18 protein-coding genes are annotated in these 14770 nt (G+C 66.6%); 5 read left to right on the top strand and 13 right to left on the bottom strand.

Going from position 1 to position 14770, the window contains the following annotated elements:
* The coding region (locus ACZ7NC_RS42255; RefSeq protein ID WP_471497120.1) for a hypothetical protein at positions 1 to 515 on the top strand (515 nt) is incomplete at its 5' end.
* Positions 516 to 549: 34 nt separating this feature from the next.
* Here the strand turns inward: ACZ7NC_RS42255 and ACZ7NC_RS42250 are convergent.
* The 7 genes from ACZ7NC_RS42250 to ACZ7NC_RS42220 all read right to left on the bottom strand — a co-directional run bounded on the left by ACZ7NC_RS42250 (position 550) and on the right by ACZ7NC_RS42220 (position 6410).
* Positions 550 to 1938 carry a tyrosine-type recombinase/integrase gene (locus ACZ7NC_RS42250; protein ID WP_471497118.1) on the bottom strand — a complete coding sequence of 463 codons (1389 nt, stop codon included), beginning with the start codon at positions 1936 to 1938 and terminating at the stop codon, positions 550 to 552.
* A complete protein-coding gene (locus ACZ7NC_RS42245) occupies positions 1932 to 2138 on the bottom strand; it encodes a helix-turn-helix transcriptional regulator (RefSeq protein WP_059083826.1) in 207 nt (68 codons plus the stop codon). Before ACZ7NC_RS42245 ends, ACZ7NC_RS42250 begins: the two co-directional genes overlap by 7 nt.
* The gene (locus tag ACZ7NC_RS42240) at positions 2135 to 3598 is read right to left on the bottom strand and encodes a replication initiator (RefSeq protein ID WP_471497115.1); all 1464 of its coding nucleotides are present in this window, start codon (positions 3596 to 3598) and stop codon (positions 2135 to 2137) included. Before ACZ7NC_RS42240 ends, ACZ7NC_RS42245 begins: the two co-directional genes overlap by 4 nt.
* A 145-nt stretch (positions 3599 to 3743) precedes the next feature.
* A complete protein-coding gene (locus ACZ7NC_RS42235) occupies positions 3744 to 4454 on the bottom strand; it encodes a DUF2637 domain-containing protein (RefSeq protein ID WP_471497113.1) in 711 nt (236 codons plus the stop codon).
* Positions 4455 to 4513: 59 nt separating this feature from the next.
* A complete protein-coding gene (locus tag ACZ7NC_RS42230; RefSeq protein WP_471497111.1) occupies positions 4514 to 5920 on the bottom strand; it encodes an FtsK/SpoIIIE domain-containing protein in 1407 nt (468 codons plus the stop codon).
* Complete coding sequence (locus ACZ7NC_RS42225; RefSeq protein ID WP_471497109.1) at positions 5917 to 6063, bottom strand: hypothetical protein; 147 nt, start codon at positions 6061 to 6063, stop codon at positions 5917 to 5919. Before ACZ7NC_RS42225 ends, ACZ7NC_RS42230 begins: the two co-directional genes overlap by 4 nt.
* Positions 6060 to 6410: an SCO3933 family regulatory protein gene (locus tag ACZ7NC_RS42220; protein WP_006381100.1), complete on the bottom strand. Its 351-nt coding sequence runs from the start codon at positions 6408 to 6410 to the stop codon at positions 6060 to 6062. Before ACZ7NC_RS42220 ends, ACZ7NC_RS42225 begins: the two co-directional genes overlap by 4 nt.
* Before the next feature lie 170 nt (positions 6411 to 6580).
* Here ACZ7NC_RS42220 and ACZ7NC_RS42215 point away from each other — a divergent pair, with 170 nt between their 5' ends.
* Positions 6581 to 7063 carry a winged helix-turn-helix domain-containing protein gene (locus tag ACZ7NC_RS42215; protein WP_471497107.1) on the top strand — a complete coding sequence of 161 codons (483 nt, stop codon included), beginning with the start codon at positions 6581 to 6583 and terminating at the stop codon, positions 7061 to 7063.
* 959 nt (positions 7064 to 8022) lie between these two features.
* On the opposite strand, the gene ACZ7NC_RS42210 is transcribed toward ACZ7NC_RS42215, so the two are convergent.
* The 3 genes from ACZ7NC_RS42210 to ACZ7NC_RS42200 all read right to left on the bottom strand — a co-directional run bounded on the left by ACZ7NC_RS42210 (position 8023) and on the right by ACZ7NC_RS42200 (position 9812).
* Positions 8023 to 8859 carry a protein kinase domain-containing protein gene (locus tag ACZ7NC_RS42210; RefSeq protein ID WP_471497105.1) on the bottom strand — a complete coding sequence of 279 codons (837 nt, stop codon included), beginning with the start codon at positions 8857 to 8859 and terminating at the stop codon, positions 8023 to 8025.
* A gap of 70 nt (positions 8860 to 8929) precedes the next feature.
* Positions 8930 to 9373 carry a glycine-rich domain-containing protein gene (locus ACZ7NC_RS42205; RefSeq protein ID WP_471497103.1) on the bottom strand — a complete coding sequence of 148 codons (444 nt, stop codon included), beginning with the start codon at positions 9371 to 9373 and terminating at the stop codon, positions 8930 to 8932.
* A 196-nt stretch (positions 9374 to 9569) separates the two neighbouring features.
* Positions 9570 to 9812 carry a hypothetical protein gene (locus tag ACZ7NC_RS42200; protein WP_471497101.1) on the bottom strand — a complete coding sequence of 81 codons (243 nt, stop codon included), beginning with the start codon at positions 9810 to 9812 and terminating at the stop codon, positions 9570 to 9572.
* 111 nt (positions 9813 to 9923) lie between these two features.
* On the opposite strand from ACZ7NC_RS42200, the gene ACZ7NC_RS42195 reads away from it, so the two are divergent.
* The gene (locus ACZ7NC_RS42195; protein ID WP_471497098.1) at positions 9924 to 11264 is read left to right on the top strand and encodes a hypothetical protein; all 1341 of its coding nucleotides are present in this window, start codon (positions 9924 to 9926) and stop codon (positions 11262 to 11264) included.
* On the opposite strand, the gene ACZ7NC_RS42190 is transcribed toward ACZ7NC_RS42195, so the two are convergent.
* Positions 11242 to 11775: an NUDIX hydrolase gene (locus ACZ7NC_RS42190; protein ID WP_471497096.1), complete on the bottom strand. Its 534-nt coding sequence runs from the start codon at positions 11773 to 11775 to the stop codon at positions 11242 to 11244. The two genes, ACZ7NC_RS42195 and ACZ7NC_RS42190, sit on opposite strands and share 23 nt — an antisense overlap.
* Before the next feature lie 477 nt (positions 11776 to 12252).
* On the opposite strand from ACZ7NC_RS42190, the gene ACZ7NC_RS42185 reads away from it, so the two are divergent.
* Positions 12253 to 12843 (top strand): AMIN-like domain-containing (lipo)protein, encoded by a 591-nt coding sequence (locus ACZ7NC_RS42185; RefSeq protein ID WP_471497094.1) that lies wholly within the window; start codon positions 12253 to 12255, stop codon positions 12841 to 12843.
* A 244-nt stretch (positions 12844 to 13087) separates the two neighbouring features.
* On the opposite strand, the gene ACZ7NC_RS42180 is transcribed toward ACZ7NC_RS42185, so the two are convergent.
* Both ACZ7NC_RS42180 and ACZ7NC_RS42175 read right to left on the bottom strand, forming a co-directional pair.
* Positions 13088 to 13390, bottom strand: coding sequence for a hypothetical protein (locus tag ACZ7NC_RS42180; RefSeq protein WP_471497092.1), 303 nt, complete (start codon positions 13388 to 13390; stop codon positions 13088 to 13090).
* Between the two features lie 113 nt (positions 13391 to 13503).
* On the bottom strand, positions 13504 to 13716 hold the full coding sequence (locus ACZ7NC_RS42175; RefSeq protein ID WP_471497089.1) for a hypothetical protein: 213 nt from the start codon (positions 13714 to 13716) through the stop codon (positions 13504 to 13506).
* A gap of 311 nt (positions 13717 to 14027) precedes the next feature.
* Here ACZ7NC_RS42175 and ACZ7NC_RS42170 point away from each other — a divergent pair, with 311 nt between their 5' ends.
* Positions 14028 to 14573 (top strand): IS1096 element passenger TnpR family protein, encoded by a 546-nt coding sequence (locus ACZ7NC_RS42170; protein ID WP_471497087.1) that lies wholly within the window; start codon positions 14028 to 14030, stop codon positions 14571 to 14573.
* Positions 14574 to 14770 lie beyond the last annotated feature (197 nt).

Below are 14770 nucleotides of genomic sequence, written 5' to 3'. Positions count from 1 at the left end.
TGACGAACTACCCAGTGTCACCAAGGATGAAATCAGCCCAAACCGACCATCAGCGGGCTGCTGACCAGCAGAGTTCTGCTAATTCACTGGCATTGTCTGCAGCTGCAACGTTGCTCGAACAGCTGATGCGCCCCGGATTCGATCCAGCGCAGGGTGCAGAGGCGACCCGTCGGTACGTACGCCGGAAGGCAAACATCGCAGTAAAGGAGTACCGGAAGAGTGAGAAGCCGGACCGGTACCCTTGGACGCAGGTCGGAATCACTGAACGCCGCTACTACAAACTCCTGCCACTATTTGCGCAGAAGGTAAACGGTCGTTACGACTACGACTACGACGACGTGGTGGCGCGTATGAAAGCTCACCTGGATTGTGCAGACAAGGAACGAGCGGTGCGAGCAGCCGCCCTCGAAGTCCTCCGGTCTCACGGCTTCGGAGAGGATGCCGCACGCAAATGGCTACAGCGGCATACTCCTGAGGAGGCTGTAAACGCGTGGCCACGTAGTCGGCGCTCATAGTTCTGCCTATGCGCACGAAAACCTCAGCGATCAGCTACTCACATTCTTCCAGTGCGCGCTGGATCTGCTCATTCGCCCACTGCTGGTTGCGGTGGATCGCCTTGGCATAGAAGCGGAAGAGAACCGCGATGCTGTGGCCAGCCCTGCGCGCGACTTCGGCTGGGGAGACGCCGGACTCAAGCCAGAGTGAGACGCCCGCGTGTCGCAGGGAGTACGGCACGTCAGCCAGCGGCGAGACCGCCTCGGGCTCCGTGAGCGCTGCGAGCCGGGCGGCCTTCCAAGCCTCCCCGTACTCCTTGGATAGCAGACCGCCGCCCTGGGCCGCCCGAAAGAGCCGGCCGTCTTCGGCGGTGCCGAACTCCTTGATGTGCTCGCGGACCAGCCTCACCAGAACCGGCGGAATCGGTACCGGCCGCGTCGCCTTGCGGGCCCGCTTCTTCAGTCCGCGCGTATCGAACGACTCGCCCGTGTCGGTCCATCCGGAGCCGACGCGGGGCATGCTCACGGAGAGCAGGACTTCGCCCCAGCCCTCTTCAGGAAGGGTGAAGTCGTCCGCTCGGAGACTGGCCGCCTCACCAGGGCGGTTGGCCGCGTAGTAGAGGCAGCCGAAGAATGCCATCAGGTGCCGTCCGCGTTCGCCCTGTTCTCCGACAGCGTTGATCAGCGCCTTTGCCAGCTTGGGGCCGGGTACGAACCGGAAGTCGATCTCGTCGTCCGTCTCGGGCGGAGTCCAGTCGACCTTGTCGAGGGGCAGCGTCGTCAGCAGCTCCCGCTCTACCGCGAACCTGAGGCAGTTGCTGAGGACCGTCCGCTTGCGGTTCACGGTGTTCTCGGCGGCGGCCGTGCCGTCCTGCTTCAGCTTCAACGCGTCCAGCGCAGTACGCACCACCGAGGGTGTGCTGAGGTCGGTGATGTCCACGGACTTCCGGTCGATCCAGTCCAGCGCGGCCACGATCTCGACAGGCGGCCTTTCGACGTCAAGACGCGGTCTCAGCGTTCCGTCGTCGCCGAGTACGAAGCGGTAGACCCACGAGTAGAGAGCGATCCGGAGCACCTTCGGAGCGGGTGCCCCGCGGCTGTCCTTGACCAGCTTCGGCGTGATGGTGGCGAGCGTGTCAGCGATGCTGGCCCGGTGCTTGGCCGAGGCCCCGGGCCACTTCATTTCCGCGTACGTACGGGTGTGGGCGTACCAGGTGGCGGAGTTGAGCGCCTGTACCTCCGAGGCCGGAAGACCGGTCTCCGTGTCGAACTGGGCGCGGTTGCGCAGGGCTGTCAGCAGCTCCGCACGACGTCCGTCGGCCTGCGCCTTGATCTTGTAGCTCTTGGAGAAGGGGCGCGGGCCGACGCGCCAGCGCAACTGGTAGGCCGCCGCACGGCCGGGCCGCTTGCGGATGCCCCAGATCTGGACGTCGTAGGTCAGCACGCTTCCTGCACCTCGCAGCCGTCGAACCAGGCGTCGAGGTCGGCCCGGCGGATGCGTATCTGACCGTTGGGGAGCTTCAGGTGCTTCGGTGCCTGGCCCCGCGCGCGCATCCGGTAAAAGGCAGCGCGGGAGACCCTGATCTCAGCGAGTGCTTCGACCAGCGTCAGCGTTCGCTTGTCGGCGGTGGTCGGAGTGGTCACAGCCAGGGTGCTCCTTCTGACTTGAGGCGTTCGGTGTGGGCTCGGTCGTGGCGGACCTGGGCGGCGAGGAGTTCTTCGCCGGGGCGGTAGCCGCTGCTGAGGTAGGTCCAGGAGGAGGCGGTGACGAGGGTGGTGGTCTCGTCGTCGACGGGGAGGCCGGCGCGGATGCGGGAGGCTTCGGCTTGGGCGGTGCGCCAGGCGCGGCGTACGTCGCGGAGTGCGCCAAGGGTGGTCGAGTAGGCGCGGGATTTGCTGGAGAAGTGGCCGCGAAAGCCGAACATGTGGGCCCACTTCCAAAGCTTGAGATCGGCGAACTCGGGGAGGTGGCCGAGCGCCCACGCGGTGCGGATCATCTGGCGGGCGTGCTGCTGGACGGGGAGATCGGTGAGGGGTTCGGCCTGGCCGGTGCCGTCGCAGTCCTCGCACAGGTCGCGGAAGCCGTCGGGGCCGCGTACGTAGCCGCGACCGGAGCAGGGGCGGCATACGAGGGTGCGGTCTACAGTGCCCGCGCCTTCGGCGTTCTTGGTGGCGTACTTGGCGACGTATCCGGCGACCTTGGCGTCCGTGAGTTCGCCGTCCCCCAGGGCGGAGATCTGATCGACCTTGAAGCGGTCGCCCCACCGGATGACGCGTTCGCCGACCGCGTCCGACTCGACCGTGAGCCGGGCCCGCTCGACCGCCAGGCCGACAGCGACGCGAAGGGCGTCGAAGGTGGCCCAGGCCGGGGGCGAGGTGGTGTGGCCGTCGGGACCGTCGAAGCGGACGACCGCGTGGAAGTGGACCAGGCCGCGTTGCTGGTACTCGGCGACCTTGGCGAAAGAGACGCGGAGGGCCGAGTTGAGTGCCTTCTGCGTCATGGCGAGGTGCTCGGCGAGGGCGCGGCGCAGGTAGGTGGTGAAGCGTGCCCACAGGGCCCCGGCGTGGGCGTTCCACAGCACGGCGCCGGTGTAGTCGTAGCTTGCCGGGCGGAGTGGGGAGCCGAGTTCGGGAGCGTCCTGGGAGTGGCTTTCGCCGCACGCGCAGGGGCGGGGCTTGCCCGCGTCGGTCGTGGGGCGGTTGTGGACGGGGCCGAAGGACGGGGCGGTGAGGGTGACGAAGGCGCGGGGGTGGTCGCGGACGGCTTCGGCGACGTTCTTGCCGCCGGAAAGTCCGGCCTTGATCAGGTGGTAGGTGTCGGCCGCGTAGAGGCGGGAGCAAGCCGGGCAGCGGGAGGCACGGCGGTTGCCGCAGGTGGTGAGGAGGCGGCCGGAGGGTTCGTCCTCGGAGCGGTAGGAGCGGACGACTTGCTTGGTGGTCTGGTCGGTGGTGATCGTCCAGCCGTGGAGGTTGACGGGGCTGGTGCAGCCGCGCAGGTCGCGGACCTGTTCTGTCACGCGGTCGAAGTTGTCGGTGTTGGCCAGTTCGACCAGGTCCCGCAGGCCGGGGCTGATGATGTGGCGCAGGTCGAGGGGGCGGCGCATGGGTGGCGGGGTGTCCTTTCTGGCGCGAGGGTGAGGACCTGCGGGCAGCAGCGATTCAGTGCGCTCGGGCTGCTGCCCGCAGGCATGGCGAGTCGGGTCCAGGGGGCGGTGGTGGGTGCCGGAAAGGCCGGCGGAAGGGGTGGCCCTACAGAGCGGCGTGCAGCGCGGTGGCCATGGGCAGGCCGATCCCGAGTCGCGTCTTGAGCTGGGCCGCCGTGATCGGCTCGCCGTGCTCGGTGCGGTGGGACGTCGCGATGGAGCGCGCTTCGGTCAGCAGCGGCTCAGGGACCTTGACCACGGGTGAAGCGGGAGCGGGAGCCGGGGCGATCTGAGCAGCGATCGGGGCCGGGGGCGGGGCCGGAAGGGTGAGCGGCTCCGCAGGGGTGGGGGCGTCGGAACCAGTCGCGGGCTCCGATTCGATCTCGTTCGGCAGCGGAGCCGGTACGGTGGGGCGCGCAACGGTGTGGAAGGCGCGCAGGAGCTGCGGGCCGACGGAGCCCCAGCCGAGGAGGAGCAGCGGGGCCACCGCGTCGACGGCGGCGCGGCCGTAGTGTCCGGCGACGATCGGTTCGGCGACGTTGAGGGCGAGGGTCAGCAGTCCGGAGAAGTGCATGAGGCGGGTGGCAGCCGTCATCTGGTCTGCGGGCAGGCCGCGCAGGGAGAGGTAGCGAAGTGCGACCAGGAGGCCGACCACGGACAGGTCCACCATCGGGGCGATGAGCGGGGCGATCGGGCCGGGGACGCCGAGGCGTAGGGCGAGGGACCAGACGTTGCCGAAGGAGAAGACGAACGCCAGCGCGGCAATGACGATCATGACGGCGGTGATGGTGCGCTGAGTGATCCGATCTTCTGTCATGAGTGTTCACCTCCTCTCCTGGGGTGTCGGGAACGTGCGAGGGCGGTGGGGCGCGCTGCTCAGGCGTCGAGCTTCGTGAGATCCACGTCCGCCATGCGAGGGCCGAGGAAGGCTTCCAGCAGGGCGGAGGGTTCGACGGTGAGGCTCGCTGTCTCTTCGGCGATGCGAGCCGCTTCCGCGTCGGGTACGTACGGGGTGCGGATGCGGGTGAAGCCGGGTTGCGACTGGTGGTTCATCGACGCGACGCCGACGTACGTGGGGTCCTGGAGGTTGATGGGGTTGGCGTCCGGCCATTCCCGGATCTCGTCGCCGAGCGCGGCCACGGCGGCTTCGGCTGTCTTCTGGGCGAAGCTCAGGCCGACAGGGCAGACGTCGCGGATGAAGGTGGGGATCGCGTCGCCAGTGGACTTCTGCGTCGTGAGGATGACGAGCAGCCCCACGGACCTGCCTTTCTTCACCAGGTCCTCCACGAGCCGGGCGTTCTCGGCGGCGAGCGCGGCCAGCTTCTTCGTCTGCTGGTCGCTGCCCTTGTGGTCGCGGAAGTAGGTGTGGGCTTCGTCGACGATCAGCACGACCAGGGGCCAGCTCTCGGAGGGGCCGACGTCCCACATGGACATCACCCCGAGCACCTTGCGCACCGAGGCCGACCGGGCGCGGCGCAGCTCCACCAGCTGCCGGAACAGCTTGTTGGCCTCTTCCAAGTCGTCCCCGACGAAGGCGAACATGCGTTGGACCCAGTCGGCGTAGTCGCCTTCGTAGGCTGCCGACACCTTGCCGTCCGCACAGGCGAACTGCACTGCGGGCGAGGGTGCCCAGTCAGAGAGAAGCCGGTTGATCAGGCTGGTCTTGCCGAAGCCGGGAAGGCCGGCCACGGTCACGCCGGGCACCTGCGTGAGGTTCACGGACACCGGTTGTGCGTACTCGTCCAGGCCCAGATCCCACCGGGCAGTCTCCTCCGGTGGCTCACCCGTGGGGTGGTGCTCGGTGGGGAACTTCAGTGGGTCCAGTCGCACACCCCGGATGAGCACCTGCCCAGGCTTGTCCTGGGTGACCGCGACCCGTGTGCACCGCCAGGCATCGGCCAGGTGCGGGCCCGCCTTCTTGAATTGCTGGAGGCCGACGCCGGGCAGGCACGTTGCCCGCGCGATCACCCCGTACGCGTCGTGCTTCACCTTCAGGGTGGGGATGAGGACACGGGGTTTGGTGGGCTTGCCGTTGGCGTTCGCCATCGATGCCAGCGCGGTCGGGGTCTTGTCCGTGGCCGACAGCCTGAGCATCGGCGCGAGTCGCTTCCAGCCCCACCGCACGCGTATGGCCTGCCGTATGGACTGCCGGGTCATGGCATCGGCGCACGCGTAGCGGACCATCCACCAGATCGACCATCCGGCGAGCACGGCGAGCGCCAGGGCGACGACGAGCGGGACGTGACCGAGGACGCCTTCCGCCGGGGCGTTCGGATCTTTCATGTGCGGTTCTCCAGGGGGTTGTAGAGGAAGGCCATGAGGGCCACCACCGAGCGCACGAGCGATTCGGTGAACCGGGCATCCGGCCCGGCGTGAGGCAGCGGGTAGCCGCACTCAGCGCCGGACCGGAGATCGGTGTCGTTCACGCCGCCTCAGCGGCGGGGGCCACCAGGTCCAGCCGACCTGCGCGGTAGGCGATGCCGTCCGAGAGCGAGCCGTTGAAGATGCGCGCCCACGGGGTGGCGAACAGCTCCACCGGCATGACGGGGACACCGGGCCGGAGGCCGTTGGGCAGACCGGTCTCCGGGACGGTGATCTTCAGAGCTTCGGCGCGGTCCTCCTCCATGAAGAAGAGGGTGATCGTGTAGAGCTTCGCGCCGGTCTCACGGTCGGTGGCGAACTGCGTCTTCTCCTGGTCCGCGTACTTGGGCACCGGCAGGGTGCCGACCATGAACGAGGAGGTGGGGAGCAGGCCAACACGGATGCGTGCCATGGGAGTTGAGTCCTCTCGATTGCGCTTCACCGGGTTGGTGGGCGTGATCACCATTGAACATAGCTGACCTAGCAGTGTCAAGTGAATCGGGTGAGCTAGATATCAACTGCCACGGGTCACCTATGTCAGTGGGGTGTGCTAGGGGTGCTAGAAATCGCTACTCTTGGGCCATGAGCCCCGCGCCAGAGAGCAAGCAGGACCGCCGGCCGCCTTATCAGCACGCTGCCGACGAGCTTCGGCGCGACATCTTGCAGGGGCGGATCAAGCCGGGCGAGCAGATGCCGGCCATTCGCGAGCTGCAGGAGCGCTTCGGCGTGGCCAACATGACCATGAGGTCCGCGCTCAACGTGCTGCGCGATGAGGGCTTGATCTACACGATCCATGGCCGGGGGAGCTTCGTCGCAGACCATGAGGGTGGGGGCGAGTTCTCTGCGAACTACACCGCGCCAGCCTGGTACTTGTCGAAGAAGGGCGAGAGGTCAGGCCAGGCAGAGCCAGGGGAGGGAGGACCCGACGACGCCGATGCCGCCGGGGCCACCCTCGCTGAGACGCTCACAGCACTACGCGACGAAATCCGCGCACTCAGCGCTGATCATCAGGAACTGCGCCGTGAGGTCGAGGAGTTGAAGGCAGCTCAGCAGTCAAAGCCGTAGTCCTGAGCTGGGCCACTTCCTCTCGCAACTCCATCGTCTCCCTCCTGAGGCGGCCCACCATGGCGCGCATCTCTTTGACCAGCGCGGCCACCTGTTCCGTGTCCCCGACGTGAATGCTGGTCGACCCCATTTCGTTGTCCGGTATGTGCTCGGTCATTGCTCCCGCTTGCCGCCGTGCCGTCGTTGCGTATCGCGATTGCTAGAAGCGCCGAGGCATGGTTGATCGGCTGTCCGACGGTCGCTCTCGCAGTCCGGGACTTGTCCACGGTGCCCATGTGTTCCTCGCGCGCTGCTCGGCCGCTCCCCTGCCCTGCGGAGCTGTTCAGAGTTTCTTTACTGGATCAAGGCGGCCCGCCTACGGCGGGCCGCGCGCTGGCGGCCACGGGCCGCCGCCGCTCCATGTCTCCGCCACCGCTCCGGCGGCCCCCACCCGCTCAGCGCGCAACACCACCAAGGCGGACGGCCAGACCAGGAAGCAACCCGACCAGCCCGAGCACCAGTACCAGGCCGACTCCCACCAAGCGCGACCACGATTCCCAACCGCCCACCGTTCCAAGCCATATGTCCCACAGAGCCGCAGTCCGAGCCCAGTGGACAGGCCGCGTCGGTAACGCCCCAGGTCGGATCGAGGTACGGCCCACGACGCATGGAAGAAGCCTGACTGAGGCCGGCACGGGGTTGCTGGAAACACACGTGACGGGTGCTCACTTGGCGCCCCCGCCGTCGTGGCTGACTTTCGGCGGCTCAGGTCAGAACCCTCTCTAACTCGACAACGCGAAGCCGGGGTAGCCGCACCCACGTTTTCGAGCACGCCAACCACCCCGGTACCATCGGCACCGGGGTCCTGATCAGGGCTTCCGCGACCGGACCACCCGGAATGCTGTCCAGGCTGAGGGGTGGTCCGGTCTTTGTGTCGTCGGCCGTGTGTGCAGTGGCGCCGATGACCCGGCGCTTCGGAATCAACTCAACGCTTTGCCCACCTCGTAGCTGGTGGGTCGGTCCTCTGGTGCGTGGCTGAGCATTGCGTCGATCAGTTCGCCCAGCTCCCCGGGTGCCTTCACCGGCCGGCGCCGACCGTTTGCCACGGCCTCTCTCTGCGCTGAGCGGGGAGCGTCGTCCGGGTACTCCATCGCCCGCCAGCCGGTGGCGGAGATGAGTAGGGAGGCGCCGAGGGCGTAGATGTCGGCTTCCTGTGTCGGCTCGGCCTCTCCGGTGTCGAGCACGCTGCGGGCGATCTCCGGTGCCTCGTAGTGGACGAGGCAGCCGCGGAACGGGAAGTCGTATCCCTCGGGCACGTGTCCGCCTCGGGCAAGGGCAAGGTCGATGAGGTGCGTCCGCTCCAGCCCGATGATGAAGTGGGCGGGCTGTACGTCACCGTGTGCCCACCCCTTGGCGTGTAGTTCGGCCAGCGCCTCGACGCAGTCCAACGCCACGGTGGTATGCGGTGCGATGGAGGAGTCTGGCCTACGGCAGGGCTCCCACAGTTGGTACAGGTCCGGCCCTTGACGCCACGGTTGGAAGTTCCACGTCCCGTGTTCCCACTCGCCGTACGCGAAGTCAGCGCAGCCGAGGCAATGCAGCACGGCACCCTCGCGAGCAGGTGCAACAGCGGTCCAGGGCTGGGCGGGCCAGTCGGCCGTGGCCTCGATCGGATAGCCGACTTTCACGGCGTAGTGGCCCCGAGGGCCTTCCACCTCCCAGACCATGGAGCCCCGACGATTGAGCACCAGGCGCTGAGTCGTAGGCATGAGCGCGTCGAGCACCACGATCGGCAGTTCAGGGGTTGAGCCGGACAACGTCTCTTCTCCTTCCGGGCGAACGCGGCCGATCACGAGTCGAGACCGGCCGCGTCGCTGATGTCGTGTGCTACGCCTGACCGTACGGTCGGCCACAGTCCGAGTCGCACTGCGCGAGGTTCGAGCCGTCCACGGTCCACAGGTCGTCGAAGACCATGAACCCGGCCGCCTTCATGGCACGCACCGAGGCGGCCACCATCTTGGGGTCACGTCCGCCCCCGCCCGGCTTCGGGTTGTGGTGCAGGAAGCGGCCTGCGTACTGCTCGCACAGCTCCGCGTACTCCTTCGTGTGCAGGATGAGCGCGTGCAGGCCGAGGTCCACGTCATCCGACGGGACCATGGGAACCGTGGCGGTGGCTGCGGTGACCAGGAAGGCGACCGCCTGGTCCGCGATCCGCTCGGCACGCTCGGGTGACTGCCCGTTGTGGATGACCACGAAGTGGGCGAGGCTCTCGAACAGCTCCTCACCAGCCACCGCGCGACCGGTCTTCTGATCGTTCGCCGTTGCCGTCATGCCGATACTCCTTGTGTGTGGCGGTGCGTCGGTTGGATGGCTGGCCCCGAACGGGGACGGGGGAGTTGGGGAGTGGGCACCGGTCCGGGGCGGCCGGCCTACTGGCCCATGGCGAGAGCCATGCCGATCACAAGGCCGCACGAGCCACTGATCATGATGATGACCAGGACTCCTGCGTATCGGCCGATAGCGCGCATCACAGCCCATCCCGACTGTTGCCGTTCTTGATGGCTAGGCGTGCGCTGAGTTCCTCTCGCGCCGTCGGCGGCTGCACGTTGTCCGGCATGGCATCCCATACCGTGCCGCCGCCGATCGGCCTTATCTGCACACGACCGTCGGCCTCACCCATGACGATGCCGAGCCGGTCTCGGGCGCTGTCCTTCGCCACTTCCCCGATGCCTGGTTTGGTCTGCTGGTTGCTCGCCATGGGAAGGAGCATCGCGATCGGAGGAGCACTGCCAAAAGGTCAGGCTGATTACCCAACTTGGGTAACATCGCGGCAAGTAGAGAACCAGCGACGTTGCGTAGCCCTCGCAGTGGGAGCTTGCTGATGCCCGACGCCGACCGACCGCAGGAACTGCCTGCCAGGTTGCTCACCGATCCCGCGATGATCGACGCCTGCCGGGTACGGGACTTCGCCAGGGTCTTCCGGCTGGTGAAGATCAAGGCAGGCATCTACCCGTCAATGATCGCCAGGCGCTGTGAACTGACCCCCAGCCGTGTCGGCGAAGTGATCGCAGGGCAACGCCAGTTGCAGCACATGGATGTCATCGAGCGTATCGCAGATGGCTTGCGCATCCCGGGACACATGCTTGGGCTTGCCCGTCGGGAGTGGGAGACGCCTCAGGCCCTTCTGGTCACCGAGCGAGGGACCCCCCAGGCGTCGGAGCCCGAGCCGCAGGCCACAGCATCTCTGCCAGGTCCCGATGTGGACGGCATCTTGGCGCTGGCCACGCGAACAAGCCTGAACACGGCCACACTTGAAGCTTTTCGTTCCTCCATCGAGGACTACTGGCGAAGGGATGACCAGCACGGCGGCGAGGCTCTGAGGCCGGCCATCGTCGGCCAGCTCAGGCATGTCGTCGGACTCTTGAAGGAGAACCGACCGCCGTCCATCCAGAGGGGCTTGTACGGAATCGCAGCCGAGTTGGCCCGCCTCACTGGCTGGACCTACTTCGACGCCCGCCAGTACAACCAGGCCCGCGCGTACTTCACCGAGGCCCTGCAACTGGCAAAGGAAATCGACGACCGCCAGTTCATGGCCAACGTCCTTGCGTGCATGAGCTTGCAGGGCACTTACCAGGACAAGCCAGCGGACTCTCTGGCCCTCGTGACTGCCGCCCAGGACCAGGCCCGCTCGGCGATCGACACCACCCCGCGAGTCCTGTCCATGCTGTCGATGCGCGAAGCCTTCGCTCACGCCACTCTCGGTAACCGGGACTCCACTCACCGGGCGATCGGGGAGGCGCACCGCCACTTCGAGCAGACTCGGGTGAGCGACCCGGACCCGTCGTGGGTGACGTACTTCGACGAGACAAAGCTGATCGTAGACACAGGTATCGCTCACGGCCGACTGGGCGAGGCCGCGACCGCAGAACCCCTGATCGCAGACGCATTGCGGCGCGAGGCCCGGACCAACCAGCGCGGCCGGGCTTTTCACTCCTTCTGGCTCGCCCGTACGCAACTGGATCAAGGAAAGCTTGACCAGGCGTGCCACACCGCCACACAAGCACTGAAGCCGGCGTCGGCAGTGGCCTCAGAGAGGGTCTCGGGCCATCTCAGGGAATTCTACGACCAGTTGGCCCCGTACAGGCAGGAGCCCGTAGCCCTGGCCTTCGAGGCGCGGCTACGGGAACTCCTCCCACCAGTCAGCGGATCGCTTCGTCCATGAGCAGGTAGAGCAGGCCGACGAGCGAGCCACTGCTCACGATCTCCCGGCGGTCGATCATGCCGCGCACCTCCGAGAGGGGAATCCACTCGATGCGGTCGGACTCGTTCTTCTCCGTGGGCGGTCCGGCGTAGGTCGCGCCGTCGATGCGGAAGACGTGGTGCTGCGAGTCGGTGATGCCGTTGGCCGGCTCGGCGTAGATCAGCGGCTTGATGGGGCCTGGGCGCCAGCCCGTCTCTTCCAGGACTTCACGGGCTGCTGCCTGCTCCGGGGACTCGCCCTCTTCGATCAGGCCCATTGGGAGCTCCCAGGCCCACGAGTCGGTGATGAAACGGTGACGCCACATCATCAGGACCTCTTTGCGATCATTGACGACGGCTGCGACGGCCAGGTGCCGGAGGCGAACGACGTGGTACTCCCACCTGCGCCCATCGGGTTGCTGGACGTCAACCAGACACAGATTCACCCACTTGTTGGTATAGATCTGTCGCTCACCGTGGGTCTTCCACTGCATACCTGCGGCCCCTCTCGCGATCGGTCTCCAGGATCTCAGACCGACGGAGTGACGAACACAGGTTGAGTCTCTTTTCACGTCAGCCTGACGAGATGGTCTTACCGTACCTCCGAATGACGGCAACGTTGACGGCAACGACGGCACGCAGAAGACCGACGATCACGAGCGTCAGCGATCAGTCTGGACGAAGGCGAAGCCCCCTCCCAACAAGCTGCCCCATCCTACGAATCACAAGCTGGGGGCGAATCGGGTGTGAGCGATCGGGGTGGGCCCGCCTCAGCGCTCTGGCCGCATCGGCCCGCTCCTCCAGCAGGTGGCTTCGGGACTGTTGGGGCGATGCCGACTCATAGTGCTGCGACGGCGCCAGTGAAATGTTTCCTCTGCCGTTGGAGGCTGATTTATGCGCGACCATTCCACCATTCGGGTCATTTAGACTAAAATCGGGCATGCCAATTGTGGCCAGCCAGGGAGGAACCGATGCGACGTACCGGAAGGGTGTGGGCAACAATGCTCGCGCTTGCAGGCCTCTCCTTAGGCACGGCGACCCTGCCCGCCGATGCCGCACTGGCCAGCGCCACGACGGTCTGCCCGATCGGCTGGGGCAGTTCCGCCGAGGCTCGTTCCGCCCATACAACGACGCCGCTGACGAACGTCAGGACCGCTCGGCACAACTGCTTTGACCGGATGGTCCTTGAGGTCCCCGGAGCCGGCCGTAGCAGTCTCGGCTACTCCGTCAGGTACGTTGGCCGTCTCTACCAGGACGGATCGGGGCGCCTCATACCCGTCTCCGGCGGAGCCATCATCGAAATCGTGGTCCACGCTCCCGCCTACGACGTCAACACCAAGCCCACGTACTCCGCCAAGCCGGGTCGCTCCCTGCCAGGTGTGACGATCTCGGGGTACCGCACCTTCCGGGACGCCAAGTACGGGGGCAGCTTCGAGGGGCAGACCCAGTTTGGGCTCGGCGTCCGGGCACGGTTGCCGTTCCGGGTGCTGGCGCTGGATGGCCGCATCGTGGTCGATGTCGCCCACAACTGGACTGGCGACTGGACCAGCAAGCGAGACTGACTTTGTTGACCTGATGCCGTGACTGACACAGGGTAGTTGGCGTGGTAGGCCGGTTGCATGAGAATCCGCGAGGAGGCGGGCTGACCGCGGAGCGACGGGTGTTTCGTGGGGCACCGTGCGGTGGACATGCGAGAACCGGGCCACGAAGTGTGGCCCGGTTGCAGGGCGACGGGTGTGAAGCGACCGCCCAAGGCTGCCGATCCTTCCACAGCCGACCGTCTGCCCGCTCCCACACGGGCAGACGTCAGGGGAACGGTATGGAGCCGTTGCCTGCAATGTCCAGCGGGTTCGAGAGGTGGCACACGAAGAAGGTTCGGACCTCGCCATTTGGTAATCGCAGCTGGGGGCTTTCCTCCTTGCAGACCTCTTGGGCTGTGCGGTCGTCTTTCATCTTGATCGAGCCACCCCAGTCTTCTTTCCCGTCAACGACAGGGCGGCCGCGGAAGCGGTTGGACATGTAGGTGGCTTGCAGGCCGCTGAGTTGGGCCCACGCGGTGTGCCACTTGCCGTTTGTGAAGACCTCGACCGGGCCTGAGTAGGTGTTCATGGTCCGAGCCTGGCAGCCACGCAGCACGAGCGCGCGCTGGCACCAGCGAGAGCCTGGCGAACCGCAAACAGGGGCAGTCTCCTCCTAAGGTGCCGGCAGTGTATAGCGGTGGGTCAGAACGGTGGTGTTCCGTTGCCCCTGATCTCGATTTGGCCGCCAACGGTGTGGCGGATTGCCACGAAGGTCCCCTCGCCAGCGTCCCAGAGCCGGATCGGTAATTCGTCCGCGTTCATGATTGCCGCTGCTGCGGCATCGTCATCGGGATCGAGCGTGCCGGCCCACGGTGTCAGCAATTTGGCTGCGCCGGTGCTGCTGAAGGACCGCACGCGCTGGCGCTGAGTATGGGAATACAGGCCCGCATCAACGTGGTACTCGTCATTCCCGACGCTGACAGTTGCTCTACCTGTATACCTACTCATATGTCTGGTCTCCGCTGTTCATGCCGTCATGGGCAGCAGTGCGCCACGACGTACCCGCCTCGTGACTGAGGAGGACGCGGTGGCAACCGTCAGGGCGACGGACTGACGGCGGCCAGTAGAAGATCCCCACGTACGGCCAGCTCGATTCCCCAGTCGGCAGTCACACTCAGTAGCCTCGGTGCTGGCTCGCAGATCTGGCGCATGAGGGGGTTATTGACGTGGCTCGTACCTGGCTGTCGATCCGGGTGGAGTTGGTCTCCGGCCACGGTGCGGACCTGTGGCCGCGTCCCGGCCGGGTGTTCGCCGCGGCTCGGTCGCACTCCTTCGCACAGCTCGCCTCGGCCATCGATCTCGCCTTCGCGCGCTGGGACTTGGCTCACCTGCACCTGTTCACGTTGTCCGACGCCGCCCACGTCAGCCCGCTGGACTGGTGGGACGGCGAGGCCCCGGACGGCACCGTGGACGGCCACGTGACCAAGCTGAGCAGGCTGCAGGCCGGCGAACAGTTCGCCTATGTCTTCGACATGGGCGATGACTGGGCGCACCTGTGCACGGTGGCGGAGAAGCGTATTGATCCCCTCGAGGAACTCGGCGAGGTGCCCGACCGCCCGGTTCCCTACTGGGGCTGGGGCGACCTCCCTGACCAGTACGCGCGCCGTTGGGACGGGGACGATGGGGAGTCTCCGATGCCGAAGCGGCCGGCCCGCGGCCTCAGCGACCTGCCTCCGATCCTGCCGTGGTGGGGCGAACACCGCCGGGGGTGACCTCACGCTGCGTACGCGAAGTGGCCGCCAGTGGGGAATTGAAGTGGCCGTGGTGGGGAGCCAAAGTGGCCGCGAGTGGGGAAAACTAACTGGCCGCTGACAACGGACGCAACCGTGGGTGAGATAACCAATAACTAGATGCCCGCTGGGAGCATCGCGCACTCCCTCCTCCGATTCACCCGCCTTCCGCCCCCTTG

The sequence above is a fragment of the Streptomyces sp. NPDC111802 genome (assembly GCF_055634335.1).
The sequence above is the reverse complement of the archived record's forward strand: the minus strand, read 5'-3'. Positions and strand labels throughout refer to the sequence as shown.